The sequence below is a fragment of the Aliarcobacter thereius LMG 24486 genome (assembly GCF_004214815.1).
Taxonomy (GTDB): Bacteria; Campylobacterota; Campylobacteria; order Campylobacterales; family Arcobacteraceae; genus Aliarcobacter; species Aliarcobacter thereius.
Window position 1 is genome coordinate 1,199,058 of sequence record NZ_CP035926.1, and the last position, 12,863, is coordinate 1,211,920.

A 12,863-nucleotide genomic window follows, 5' to 3' on the forward strand; every position below is an offset into this window, starting at 1 on the left:
AATATAGTATAGAGAATATTAATAATTTAACTATTGAAAATAATGCAAAAGAGGTTGAATAATGTCATTAAATGAAGAGCTAAGATACAAATATGCTTTAGATATAACTAGGGCTTTTAGTAGTGAAGAACACATAAAAAAGTTTCTTAATTTTTTTATGGATGAAGCTACCTCATTTGCTAATGAAATTGACAAGAATGGCAATCAAATTCCATATCCAATTATATATAGTGACAAGGGTTTTGTGTATCAAACTGATTACAATTTCTTAATACATTGTATTGCTAAATATTTTGCTTCTATTAATGTTAGCATTGATATTTATTTAAGCATTTTAAACATATTTGGTATTAGAACTGGCAAGAATGATAAGAATGTTTTTAAGCAAAGAAGAAGAGCATATTTAATCTTTTTATTGGAGTATGTTACTGGATTATTTAGTTGTAACAATCAGAATAATAAGACTACTTCTATTCAAAATTCTACTGCTATTTTATATGAATTTAAAGGAAATTATTTTCAATATAAAGTAATTTCTATGCTTGGTACTTTTAACACTACTAGTAATTTATTTGGTATTCCTTTGTATATTGGAGAAGAAAAATGGGTTGCTTTTAGAGAAAGATTTAAGCATAATTTTGATGAAAATAATATGAAACAAGTAGCTTTTTTACAGAGAAACATTGATACTTTTTTGAAAGAAAATGATGTTAAAAAGTTCAACTATTTTGTAATTAATACTGTACAAATTAAAGAATCTAATAGGTATATTAAGTACGATGAAATTTCAAGAATTAATTATCTTGAAGACTTAATTCGTATTGATATTCAAAAAATAGCAACTCAAGAACATAGTGAAGATGATGAAGATTAATTTGCCTATATATATATTTAATAATATATATAGCAAAACAAGGCTTTTTTACTCTTTTTGCTTGAATAAGCAGTATCTATTTTCGCCTATATATATATTTAATATATTAATAGTCTTTTTTCATCAGATGGAAAGACTTAGAGTATTTTTTACTATATATATATTTAATACTATTAGTAGTAGAAAATTTGATTTTTTTAAAAGAAGAACTTATGAGTAATTTAGAATATTTGTTGTATTTAATTTTACTATCAATTTCGATTGTTTTTTTAGTAATTGTTTATTTTTACAATAAGCGACACGCAAAACCAAAACATATCAGAAAAAACAAAGAACATGTTTTTTTAAAAGAAAACAAAGAAGTTATTTATAAACGAAATGAAATGTTTGATTGGGATGTTTATAAAGATGAAGTAAATCTCAATGAGTTAAAATTTCTAGGATTAGATATTTGGGAAGAACAGGGAAGAGCAATTAAAAGATTAAAAGAATTAAAAAAGAGTTTGAAGAAAATAAATATATTCATTTAAATGTTATAGAGATGCTTTTTTTATTAGAAGATTCATCTGATCAAATATCAATAAGCGAGAATGGAAATTATTATGTTCATTCGTTTGGAATTAAAACTTTGTTAGAAAAAGTTTACGATGTTCAAACAAAGAAAAAAGTTGAGCAAATAAAAGCTAATTTAATTAATTTAAATAAAGAGATTGAGATAGATGCAAAGAGATTATTTTTTATTATGAAAAATGCTAAAAATTTTGGACTAGATAGAATTTCAGATAACTCAATATTCTTTCAATTTTTAACAAGAAAAAATGAAAAGATTGTTATTGATTTAGAAGCCGAAGAGAATATAATTAAAGATAATAAAATTAAAGTTACTCTTAAAGAATTTAAAGAAGATGATGAAATAGAATCTAAAAGAGCTTTGGGAATAAGCAGTCCAGAAGAAAGAGATTTAACAAATACTTTTAGAGAAATGACAGAAGAATTTAAAAGAGAAAACAAAGTAACTAATCTTGAAGGTGGTGTAACTGAAATAATTTATTCCAATGGACTTCAATTAAAAAAGAAAGGTCCGTGGGAAATTATTGATGTAAAAACAAAAGAAGATATAGAGAAAGCAAAAGAAGAATCAGTAAAAGCTGAAAATAAAAAAGAAACAAATATTTTTTCTTTAATATGCTAAATCATCAAAATAAGCTCATTAACGAGCTTAAAACAATAACCATACCTTAGCATTAAGTTATCCAGTTTCGTTCGTTTTAGAGTATTTAAATGCGTTTAAAACACTATTTAATATTAATATTTTTATAAATTAATAATGTAAGCATTTATAATATTGATTTTTTGAGATTCTAAAAAAGTAGGAGTATTTGAATAACAAACAAAAAAACCCATAGGGAAATGTTATTCATACCCCTATTCAGGTGTTGTTTTTATTTTGTAGTTTTTGTAAACTCTTCTTTGCTGTAGCTTCTTATTAATAAGAAAACTAAAATAGCACCTGTTAGCATTATGGCACTTAGGATATATTCAATCATTTTCAGCCTCCAATTTGTTTAGTGTTTTTTGAACTTTTATATGTAAGTAAATTATACAATAAACTAAAGCAAATAAAAATAAGCCTATAGATATTTGTAGCAAGATACTATTCATTATCAAAGTTCCATTTACTATCCAACTAATTATGGCTGCAATTACAGCAACTAGCCCACCAATAAGAAATTTATTCAGTTAATTAAAATAACAATTTAGAGAAAATTAAAAACTTGCCAAAATGAAATATCTACTATATAATTTTATATCAAGAATTAACACAAAGGATAAACTATGAAAATTGATTTCTTAAGAATCTTAGCATTTATAAATATTACTCTAATTTTTATACTAGCTATATATTTAGAAGGATTAAAAAATACTCTTTTTGGACTATTAATTATTGGAACTGTTGTTGTATTTTTAATTTGGAAAAAAGAAGATTATAGAGTAAAGAAATTTATAAATAATTTCTTTTAATTTTAGACCGTTAAATATTTACCTTTTTTTTATTGAGATAATATTTTACTAGCTATTAAATAATTGATTATGTGTACCTATTCTTGTTAATTTTAAATAACCATCTTCTATTATATAAATTAAAAGCATATCACCACTAATATGACACTCTCTAAAGCCAAGATAATTTCCAACAAGTTCATGATCTAAAGCTTCTGATGGTAGTTTCTTATTTTCCAATAATAAACTAACAAACTTTATATATTTTTCATAGTGTTTATCAGACAGCTTTGTTTTACCATAATCTTTTATAAACTGTTTTGTTCTAAATAGTTTATACATATTTTATAAATCTTTTAAAGTGATTTCTTCACCCTTAAACTCTTTAGCTTCTTGCATAGCTTTTAGAGTATCTTTATTTGGAATTTTTACCTCAAATGGAATACCATTATTAAGTTTTACCATATTTAAAAACATCACTATTGCTTGAGATGTACTAAGTCCTAACTTTTTAAAAATAGCTTCTGCTTCTTGTTTTAAATCACTATCAACTCTAGCTCTAACTGTTGAATCCATCATTTTTAAATCCTTTTTGTTTATTGTAGCCTATTTGTGCTACAAAGTCAATATATAATAAATTTTTTTATTATAATCCTAAATTAATAACTGCTTCTCTTCCACTATCAGGAGCTAGTTTTGCATATCTCATAGTCATTTTTATATCTTTATGGTTCATTAGTTTTTGAATAGTAAATATTGGTGTTCCATTAATAGCTAAGTGACTTGCGAATGTGTGTCTTAATGTATGGATTACAACTTTGTTTTTTCTATCACTATTATCAATGCCTTCATTAAAAAGTTCATCTAAAATTGCTCTTAATCTCTTTTCTGGATTAGTTGTAAAGATTTTATCATTTAAAGATAAATTTGCTGTTCTAAGCTCTAGCAAATGCTTTAAATCATCTGTTAAAAATGACTTATAGGTTGAATTGTTTTTAAAATCCTTTAAAGTAATAAGATTATGAGCAAAATCTATATCTTTTTTATGTATATTCAAAATAGTTGCAAGTCTAGCTCCAGTATTTAAAGCCAATTTAAAAAATAAATAAATGATATTATCTTCTTTTGTTTCATTATATAAAATTTGTATCTCATCTTTTGTTAAAAATCTCTCTCTTGCATTATCTATATTACAAGTAGTAATATATTTTGTGAAATCATTTTTCAGTAAATCATTTTTCAAAGAGTATTTACCAATTGTTTTTAAAATATTTAATATGTTATTGATTGTTTTCGGAGCTAAAGGCTTTTTAGTATTAATTGTAATCTTTTGTTCTAAAAAATGTTTAAAATTTTCAATATCTTTTTTTGATAACAAATCAATATCGAATGTTTTAAAGTAAGGTAATATATGCACCTTATAATGATTTAGAGTAGAGCCACTAATATTTTTCTCTTTAAAGTAAGCATCAGCTAAAGTTTCTATCAATATTTTTTGTTTCTTTTTTCTAGCTGCTATTACGGGTGCCTCTTCTCCATTTCTTTGTTTTGTTAAAATCTCATTTCTTTTTTGATTACAATATGTTTCCCTAATACCTTCACTATATTTACCAATCTTTATCCATATCTTTTTATTATTTTCATCTTTGTATGTGATATAATAAACTTTATCAGTTTTATCATTAGTAATAATTTCCCTAAAATATATTCCAGTTAATCTTGTTTTAGTCATTCTTTTTTCTACCCTATTTATACCCTTGTAATATTTTTAACAGTTTATAACAATGTCTATTAATGTTTATTAAAATTTATGAATTATTTAAAAATGCTTATTTTAAGGCTTTTCAAGGCTTATTTATGTTTAAATTGTTTTTTAAAGGTTTACTATGAAATATGTTGAAATCGGCTCATAACCGAGTGGTCGAAGGTTCGAGTCCTTCACGACCCACCACTTTTCAATTCAATACAATCCAAAAAAGACTAAAAACCACTATAAAATCGAACTTCTAAAGATTACTTTAATCTAGCACTATCTATAATAATTCATATAAATACAACTATAATGTAGGGGTAAAATAAAAAACCCTATTTTTACAAAAAGATACCCCCAAGATTTTCTTTACAAGGACTACTATATGGCTGTTATTATTGTACTTAAAGATATTCAAACAAAACAAGCAAAACCTAAAGCAAAAAACTATTCTTTAAATGATGGTGGAGGTCTTAGGATAAAAATTGCTTCTAATGGAAATAAAATTTGAGAATTTTATTATAAATTTAATGGTAGAAGAAAAGAAACTACTTTTAAAAGTTATCCAATATTACTTTATATAGTGCAAGATTTTAAATATCTATTTAAAATCATTATAAGCTATTAATATTTTAACAGATACATTTATGCGCTTTTATGTACAATACAAAATTATAAAAAAAGGCAAAAAGTGATTAATATAAAACTAGAATTAAAAAATTTAATTGAAAAGACTATGATTCCAGAATCAAAAGATTTTATAGAAGAATTAAATGATTTAATAAATAACAACAAAGCTACAAAAGATGATGTAGAAGCAAAAAAAGAGATGCTAGTATTTTTATCTGAACTTGAAACTATACTAAGTGCTATAAATAAAGATGATATAACAGATGAAGAAGCAGCAGATATTTATGAAAAAATCATACATATGCTTGAATATCATTCTGAAGATTAAATTATTAGGTATTATGATATTTTGGCGACCCCAGAAAGATTCGAACTTTCGTCATCAAGAGGAAATTTTGAAGTCTTATATATCCATTTATTTACAATTCTGATTAATTAAACCATCTTATAAGGGTTTTAAGGTTTTATATTAATATTCATTTTATATATTTACAGATATTTACACGAATATTTGACACCTTAAAGGATACCTTTGGCAATACCAAAAACTACGAAAACTATTTATCCTGGAATAGGATATTATCAAGATAACTTTAAAGGTAAAGTATTTGTTGCAACCTTTACGATAAATTCTAAAAAATATAGAAAAATTATTGGTTATGAAAATGATCAATTCAAAACAAATGCAAAAATTGCATTTTTGAAAAAAGAAGAGTTAAAAAGTGATATTATAAATAACAACTATATAAAAAAAGATTTAACTTTTAAAGAACTATTTAAAATATATATAGAACATTTAGAAAATTCTAGATCAGTAGTTAGTAGAACAATTTTAGCAAAGAAAAGTAATTATAATGCTCATTTCAAATCTATATTTGATAATTTATTTATTAATAATATTCAATCTTTTCAAATTCAAAATCTAGTTAATACTTTATTAAAATCAAAAGCTCCTAAAACTGTTGATAATTTATTAGCTGACTTATCTGCAATTTTTAAATATGCAATGAAGAATAAATATATAACTAATAATCCAGTTTTATTAGTTGATAAACCAAAATATGACAATTTAAGAGATTATCCATTAAACATAGATGAATCAAAAAGGTTATTTAGAGCTATTATAGATTTTAAAGAACCATTATACAAAGAGATATTTACATTTTTACTTCATGGTAGAAGAAAAGATGAAGTTCTTAGTTTAACTTGGGATATGATTGATTTAGAAAAAAGAGTTTATTACATAGGGTTTGAAATAAATAAAGCTAAAAAAAATATGAGTTATGAGATTACAGATGAACTTTATGAAATTTTAGCAAATAAAGAAGATAAAGCTGGTTATGTTTTTAAATCTTTAGTTACTGGAGATAAAGTTAAAAATCTAAGATGGGCTTGGAAAAGAATATTGGAAGCTGCTGAAATTACAAAACCTATAAGAATACATGATTTAAGACATTTAATTGGTGAAATATCTTTAAATGAAACAGATAATAGTATGGAAGTAGTTGCTGCTATTTTAGGACATAGTTCTACTCGCCCTACTCGTAGATATGCAAAAGTTCAACAAAAAGTAGCAGCTCAAGGATTAAAAAAGGTTTTTGATACTTTGAAGTAATTTTTTATATTTTAATATTATCTGTTTTATATAATAAGAGTAAAGTTATTTATTTTCTATATATTTTTTTGCAACTTTGATACATAATCCAGATTTTGAACTTGCATCTATTATATTTTCACCATCATTAATAAGTCTTAATAAAACTAATTTCTTAATTCTTATACTAATATTTGTTATTGACATTAATCTTCTCCTTTATAATTTTATTTTAGAGCATAGTTTAATATTTATAATCTATGCTCATTTTATTATTAGATTACTCTAACATTCTTTGCTTGAGGACCTTTTTCATTTTTACCAATTTCAAAAGATACTCTTTGTCTTTCATCTAAAGATGATCTTCCATAACTTGATGAATTAATTTCACTATGATGAACAAAAAACTCATTGCTTTCATTTTCTAATTGGATAAATCCAAAACCTTTTTCATTATTGAACCATTTTACGATTCCAATATTTTGATTTGCCATGTGCAATCCTTATTTATTTATTTGCTCTAAATTAAAGCTATGAATAAAGTGTAATGTGGAGTTATATGTTACTATTTAAGTTAGTTAGTATTAATTTTTGTAGATATCAATAAAAGCAAACGAAAGATGTGATTAAACTCAAAATCATCTTTAACACATACACTATATCTGAAAAAATAAATAATTGCAAATTCACTATTATATTAATTGATATAATAACTTAAAGATTGAAAAAGGTTTTTGATACTTTGACACAATATTATAAATTAAATAAATGTTTATTTATATCATTTAATTCTTTGCTTCTCTATTTTTTCAATCTTCTCTTTTGTAGTTAAAAGTAAAAGTTTTTCTAGCTCTTCAAGTCTTCCAAATGTTCTCATTACTTTAATGAAATTTATCATTGAGATACTTCCTTTTTGTTCATAGTTAGAATATGTTGAAGCAGAACTTAATTCTGCTTCTTTTGCAAAATCACTCTGTTTTTTATTTTGAGAAAGTCTCAATTGCTTTGCTCTAAGAGCTAATACCATTGCTATTTCTTCATCTGTAAGAGTTCCAAAAGCACTATTTATATTAAGATTGTTTTTAAGTTTTTTCTTAACCTTTGTTTGTAAATCTTGAAGTTTTTTTAATAAATCACTACTCATTATAGTACTCCTTGTAATGTTCTTTTATTTGTGTTTTCTAAAATTTGTTTTTGTTTTAAAGATGCAACTTCATAATCTTTAAGTAGTTGTGGAAGTTCATTATCTCTTAGGTTTTTCATTTTTTCTAAAGAACTTGCAACAAACTCTAAATCAATTGAAAATTCTGTAGCTAATGTAGTAATATCTTCGATATTAATTTTTGATAAAGCTTTACCATATAAAGATAATTGATGCTCTACAGTTTGTTTTTCTCCTTTGGCAAATGTTAAATCATAAGCTGGTGTAGCTTTATATTTAAAATCACTATCACACATAAAAGAGAAGTTTCTACTATGGTCATCTTGATTTACAAACATATAATTAAAAAGCATTTGTAAAAACAACTGTTTTAGACTTCCTATCGCTCCTAATTTTACTGCTGTTCTAAGTAAATCTTCATATCCTACTGTTCTTGGGATATTATAATCTAAGTGAAGTAATCCAGCAAATGAATGAACATGATATCTTTTTCCATTTGGTTCTATATCAAATCTTTTTGTTACAAAATGATGTTTATCATCAGTTTGAACTAAATAACAATCTGACATATCTATACCACTTTTTTTAGCAATTAAATGATAAATATATTCTACTTTTGAGTATGTTGATTTATTCTCATCATCATTTGATGTATCATCATACTTTATAATTGCGTGCATAAAACCTTCACTTAATTGTTTTGTACGATCTCCTAAAAAAACCTCTTTTGTATCAAGATTTATTGCTCCAACTGCTTTACTTCTTGCACCACCTACAAATGAATGTGCACTTATCAAAAAAGCATCTTGTAAAGAGTGATAATCTCTTCCTTTTTTTAATTCCTTAGCTTTCTCAAACATGCTTTTTAATTCTAAAGTTTCTATAAAGCCATTTGATTTTTCCATTACAGGTTCGTATGTAATTGCTCCCAGTCCCCTATTCCCAATAAACAGTAATTTATCACTTACTGTTGGATAAATATTCTTATTTTGTAAAAAGAAATTGTTTAATATTTCATTACCAAAATGTCCTGGTAAAGAATCACTAATGAATCCAGCAACTCTTTCAAGATGTACTAAATGTGTTGTATCTATCTCTTTTTGATTAGAACTTAGCATTAAAGGACTTACTTTATGACATAAATCATCAATTTGTTTGAGATATACTCTATCTCCATCTTGATACATATCTGCTATATGTTTATCGAATATATATATTGAAATTTTCTGCATTTTTTAATCCTAATTCATACTAGTTTGTAATTATAGCATAATATTTAGTCTAATTACAGATATATATGTCTAAAATATTTTGCTAATAAATTATAATCATAATTAATAACTACTTCTAGTCAACTATTTAGATAATTTTAAAACTTTTTTATAATATAGTTTTGTGAATTGTAACGAAAACAGACATTCATAAAATATTTATATTTAAAATTAAATTCTATCTTTAATATTGTAACTGTTACTTTTATATGAAACTTTGTATTTGTTACTCTGTATTTGTAGCAAAAGTATTTTTCTATCTATCTTCATATAATGCTTTCAACTGCTAAGTAGTATAAATTTTTTATACCACCCAATATAAAATTTTTATACTTCTTTTTTTTATTTCTAAATTCCTCTAAGATTTCGTTTATATAGTACGATATAAAAGGAAATGAATGAAAAAGAATAAATCTACAACTTTAGAATATTATGAATATTTCCAAGAGATATTTAATATTTTTAATAAAGAACTTTTTTCAAATGAACTTCCTAATTGTATTATTACTATAACTAGACAAAAAAGAGTTATGGGATATTTTAGTCCAAATAGATGGATTAGTAGTAAAGGTAAACAAAACCATGAACTAGCATTAAATCCTTCTTATTTCTCAAGTTCTAACTTTATAGAGATATTTCAAACAATAGTACATGAGATGGTACATCTTTGGCAATATGAATTTAGTACTCCTTCACAAAGAAGTTATCACAATAAAGAATGGGCTGACAAAATGGAAAGCTTAGGATTAATTCCATCTTCAACTGGTAAACCTGGTGGTAAAAAAACTGGTCAAAAGATGAATGATTATCCTCTAAAAAACGGAATATTTGAAAAAGTATGTATTGAGATATTTAAACAAGGTTTATTTTTAAAATGTTTTGATAGATATTCAAATAAATCAACATTTATCATAAATGATGAAGAGCTTAATGAAGAAGATATAAAAGAGATGATTGATACAAACAATGAAGAAGAGATATTAACATCTTTATATACAACTATTGGATCTATAGTAAAAGATACTTTACATATTGAAGAAGTTGTCCTGGAAGAGAGTAAAAATAAAAGTAAATATTGTTGTGAATGTGGTTGTAATGTTTGGAGTAAAAAAAATTTAGATATTACTTGCAATATATGTGGAAATGATTTTATTTATATTAGTATTTAAAAGTATTTAATATATTTATTAAGTATCCTTTAATATTCTAAATTGTAACATTATAAAGTATTTAATAGTATTTTAAACTATTATAAATACTATTAAAATAAAAGGAGTAAAAATGAAATTTGGGAAATATATGTTTGAAAGTTATGAAGAGTTCCAAAACATTCTAAAATTGGCGTTAGAGAATGGAATTGGAACAATGAAAGAATTTGGTGAATTCTTAAGATTAAATTGTAGCCAATTTATGGTTAAAAATTAAAAGAGAAAATTGAAATGCAAAATTTAAATACTATAAAAACAGCTGAAGATTTAAAAAATCTACCTATTAGTGATGTGTGGCTAAAAATAGATAAAAGTGATAAATATCACATAAAAAGAGATACTAAAAATTGCTTTATGCTTTCAGATAGTGAGTTTTATTGTGGTTCTATTATTAAAAACAAAAAGAAATATATAGTTGCAGCAACTCTTCATAATCTTAGTTATGAATTAGATTTTGAAACATTAGAAAAAGCTTTTGATTTTTTAATTGAAAAAGCTAAAACTATCTACATAAAAGAGAAATAAAATGAAACAATTTACATTTAGGGTTAGCTTTAAATTACCATATTCAAATATTATTTCAATGACTACAATTGAAGCAAATGGAATTGATGAAGCAATTGCAAAATGCTATAAAAAATTCTCAAATAGAACAATAAATAAAATTGAAGTTCTAAAAATAGATTAAGGAGTAAAAAATGAAACTAATTACACTAGCAAATTTAAGAAGTGGTGGTAAAAGTTCTATTGCAAGACTTTTAGCAGAAAAGTTAAATTCTGCAATTTTAAATTTTGATAAAAAGAGAGATAGCGAAGTATATAATGTTATCTCAACTATCAATATTCCAGAAGACAAAACACTTGAGAGAAGAGAAGATTGTTTGATTTTAAAAGATAAAATCGCAGAACAATCAATAAAAACAAAATCAGATTATTTGATTTGTGATTTAGGTGGATATTTTGATGAGAGATTGATTGATCTAAAAAGTGATTTCTATATAATTCCATCTTTTGATGATTATGAGAGTATTAGTGAGAGTATGAGAACAGCTCATTTAATATTAAAGAGCAATATAAAAGCAAAAATAATATTTGTTTTAAATGGTGCATTTATTACAGATAAATATATAAGAGAAGAAAAGATAAAAGAGTTTAATGAACATATTGAAGTAAATGGATTTAATAGGTTTCCTCTTTTATATCTTCCAAAAACAAATTTAATGAGAAAGCTAGTTGATGAAGCTTCTAAACAAAAAGAGCTAAAGAATAAATATGAACAAGAAATAAAATATATAAATATAGATAAGTTTTTAGATGAACTTATCTTCAACTTTAAATAAGGATTAAAAGTATTTTAAATAAAAAAATATATAACTCTTTAGGAAATATAGAAAAAAGTTTTTTAAATTATAAAAATGAATATACAATAGGAAGACTGGAATGCAATTATCAAAAATAAAATATGGAATAAAAATTTTATTAAACGAAGAACAAATCAAAAATCGTAAATTAGAAGATATATCCAATATTCTTGATAATTTCGCAGAAAACTTGGAAATGATAAAAATAGACAAATACTATTATATTACATTTATAGATTTAGGATATATAAAATTTATTAAAGGCTTAGAAGAAAATAATTGGTTTAATTTAAGTTCTGATTATTTCAATATAGATAATATAAAAAAAGTATCTTTAAATGAATTTTATAAGGATGAACTGAGTAACGACTTACAAATTACATTAAAAAATTGGATAAATGGTGATAGAAAAACAATTGATGTAACTCTTGATGATTGTAATAAAAACCATAAAGAAATCCCAATAATTATTGAAGCTTATAATGAAGATTTTAATTCAGAAAAATCAAGAGTTATATTTTCTAATTTTTTAATATATGATATTAAATTACCATTTAAAAAGGGAATGTTTAAAATAATAAACTATGATGATAGCTTTTTAGAAATTTATTTTCACGAAATAAATAACACATTAAAATTTTCAAGCAAAAGTTTTTTAAAAGATATTTTACTTAATATATCCTCTAAAGAAAAAATTGGAAATATATTATTAAGACAAAATATTGATACTATATCTTATGAAACTATATTAAATTGTTTTTCAATTTTCCAATATATAATCAATTTTCGTAACGATAACGATAAAATAGAAGAAATTAAACAGATAGATTTACTTAAAATTAAAAAAGGAATAAGAAAAACAAATTGTACTTTTATTGTTAGAGGACATTGGAGAAATTACAATAATGAATTAATATGGATTAATCCTTTTTTTAAAGGAAAAGGTAAAATTAATCAAAAAGTTCATAAATTACAAAAGAAATTGTATTCTTCTTTTTAATCGTTTTAGATA

At 23.6% G+C, this 12,863-nt stretch carries 20 protein-coding genes; 13 read left to right on the forward strand and 7 right to left on the reverse strand.

The window, feature by feature from the left end; all coding sequences use genetic code 11:
* Nucleotides 1–61 precede the first annotated feature (61 nt).
* From ATH_RS06190 to ATH_RS06205, 4 genes are all read left to right on the forward strand, one after another.
* Entirely contained in the window at nt 62–874 is an 813-nt protein-coding gene (locus ATH_RS06190; RefSeq protein ID WP_066390250.1) for a hypothetical protein, read from the forward strand.
* A 212-nt stretch (nt 875–1,086) separates the two neighbouring features.
* Nucleotides 1,087–1,404 (forward strand): hypothetical protein, encoded by a 318-nt coding sequence (locus ATH_RS06195; RefSeq protein WP_066390244.1) that lies wholly within the window; start codon nt 1,087–1,089, stop codon nt 1,402–1,404.
* 11 nt (nt 1,405–1,415) lie between these two features.
* On the forward strand, nt 1,416–2,066 hold the full coding sequence (locus ATH_RS06200; protein WP_066390243.1) for a hypothetical protein: 651 nt from the start codon (nt 1,416–1,418) through the stop codon (nt 2,064–2,066).
* A 644-nt stretch (nt 2,067–2,710) separates the two neighbouring features.
* Complete coding sequence (locus tag ATH_RS06205) at nt 2,711–2,896, forward strand: hypothetical protein (protein ID WP_066390240.1); 186 nt, start codon at nt 2,711–2,713, stop codon at nt 2,894–2,896.
* 48 nt (nt 2,897–2,944) lie between these two features.
* Here ATH_RS06205 and ATH_RS06210 read toward each other — a convergent pair whose 3' ends face one another.
* From ATH_RS06210 to ATH_RS06220, 3 genes are all read right to left on the reverse strand, one after another.
* Nucleotides 2,945–3,217, reverse strand: a complete 273-nt coding sequence (locus ATH_RS06210; protein ID WP_066390238.1) for a type II toxin-antitoxin system RelE/ParE family toxin — start codon at nt 3,215–3,217, stop codon at nt 2,945–2,947.
* A 3-nt stretch (nt 3,218–3,220) separates the two neighbouring features.
* A complete protein-coding gene (locus ATH_RS06215) occupies nt 3,221–3,454 on the reverse strand; it encodes a type II toxin-antitoxin system RelB/DinJ family antitoxin (protein ID WP_066390237.1) in 234 nt (77 codons plus the stop codon).
* A 67-nt stretch (nt 3,455–3,521) separates the two neighbouring features.
* On the reverse strand, nt 3,522–4,607 hold the full coding sequence (locus ATH_RS06220) for a tyrosine-type recombinase/integrase (protein WP_066390235.1): 1,086 nt from the start codon (nt 4,605–4,607) through the stop codon (nt 3,522–3,524).
* A gap of 403 nt (nt 4,608–5,010) precedes the next feature.
* Here ATH_RS06220 and ATH_RS10020 point away from each other — a divergent pair, with 403 nt between their 5' ends.
* From ATH_RS10020 to ATH_RS06235, 3 genes are all read left to right on the forward strand, one after another.
* The gene (locus ATH_RS10020; RefSeq protein ID WP_257122328.1) at nt 5,011–5,136 is read left to right on the forward strand and encodes a hypothetical protein; all 126 of its coding nucleotides are present in this window, start codon (nt 5,011–5,013) and stop codon (nt 5,134–5,136) included.
* A 180-nt stretch (nt 5,137–5,316) separates the two neighbouring features.
* On the forward strand, nt 5,317–5,583 hold the full coding sequence (locus ATH_RS06230) for a hypothetical protein (RefSeq protein WP_066184591.1): 267 nt from the start codon (nt 5,317–5,319) through the stop codon (nt 5,581–5,583).
* Between the two features lie 204 nt (nt 5,584–5,787).
* On the forward strand, nt 5,788–6,870 hold the full coding sequence (locus ATH_RS06235; protein ID WP_066184593.1) for a tyrosine-type recombinase/integrase: 1,083 nt from the start codon (nt 5,788–5,790) through the stop codon (nt 6,868–6,870).
* Between the two features lie 45 nt (nt 6,871–6,915).
* Here ATH_RS06235 and ATH_RS09885 read toward each other — a convergent pair whose 3' ends face one another.
* The 4 genes from ATH_RS09885 to ATH_RS06250 form a co-directional block, all read right to left on the reverse strand.
* Nucleotides 6,916–7,056: a hypothetical protein gene (locus tag ATH_RS09885; protein WP_165595846.1), complete on the reverse strand. Its 141-nt coding sequence runs from the start codon at nt 7,054–7,056 to the stop codon at nt 6,916–6,918.
* Nucleotides 7,057–7,124: 68 nt separating this feature from the next.
* Nucleotides 7,125–7,343: a cold-shock protein gene (locus tag ATH_RS06240; RefSeq protein WP_066184594.1), complete on the reverse strand. Its 219-nt coding sequence runs from the start codon at nt 7,341–7,343 to the stop codon at nt 7,125–7,127.
* A 287-nt stretch (nt 7,344–7,630) separates the two neighbouring features.
* Complete coding sequence (locus ATH_RS06245) at nt 7,631–7,993, reverse strand: helix-turn-helix domain-containing protein (RefSeq protein ID WP_066184597.1); 363 nt, start codon at nt 7,991–7,993, stop codon at nt 7,631–7,633.
* The gene (locus ATH_RS06250) at nt 7,993–9,243 is read right to left on the reverse strand and encodes a type II toxin-antitoxin system HipA family toxin (protein ID WP_066184599.1); all 1,251 of its coding nucleotides are present in this window, start codon (nt 9,241–9,243) and stop codon (nt 7,993–7,995) included. Before ATH_RS06250 ends, ATH_RS06245 begins: the two co-directional genes overlap by 1 nt.
* Nucleotides 9,244–9,680: 437 nt before the next feature.
* Between ATH_RS06250 and ATH_RS06255 the strand changes: the two genes are divergently transcribed.
* The 6 genes from ATH_RS06255 (at nt 9,681) to ATH_RS06270 (ending at nt 12,851) form a co-directional block, all read left to right on the forward strand.
* A complete protein-coding gene (locus ATH_RS06255; RefSeq protein WP_066184601.1) occupies nt 9,681–10,451 on the forward strand; it encodes a SprT-like domain-containing protein in 771 nt (256 codons plus the stop codon).
* Between the two features lie 112 nt (nt 10,452–10,563).
* Complete coding sequence (locus ATH_RS09890; RefSeq protein ID WP_165595953.1) at nt 10,564–10,707, forward strand: hypothetical protein; 144 nt, start codon at nt 10,564–10,566, stop codon at nt 10,705–10,707.
* Between the two features lie 14 nt (nt 10,708–10,721).
* The gene (locus ATH_RS06260) at nt 10,722–11,015 is read left to right on the forward strand and encodes a hypothetical protein (protein WP_066184603.1); all 294 of its coding nucleotides are present in this window, start codon (nt 10,722–10,724) and stop codon (nt 11,013–11,015) included.
* A 1-nt stretch (nt 11,016) separates the two neighbouring features.
* The gene (locus tag ATH_RS09895; RefSeq protein ID WP_165595952.1) at nt 11,017–11,178 is read left to right on the forward strand and encodes a hypothetical protein; all 162 of its coding nucleotides are present in this window, start codon (nt 11,017–11,019) and stop codon (nt 11,176–11,178) included.
* 10 nt (nt 11,179–11,188) lie between these two features.
* Nucleotides 11,189–11,830 (forward strand): hypothetical protein, encoded by a 642-nt coding sequence (locus ATH_RS06265; protein ID WP_066184604.1) that lies wholly within the window; start codon nt 11,189–11,191, stop codon nt 11,828–11,830.
* 100 nt (nt 11,831–11,930) lie between these two features.
* A complete protein-coding gene (locus ATH_RS06270) occupies nt 11,931–12,851 on the forward strand; it encodes a hypothetical protein (protein WP_066184606.1) in 921 nt (306 codons plus the stop codon).
* Nucleotides 12,852–12,863: the final 12 nt, after the last annotated feature.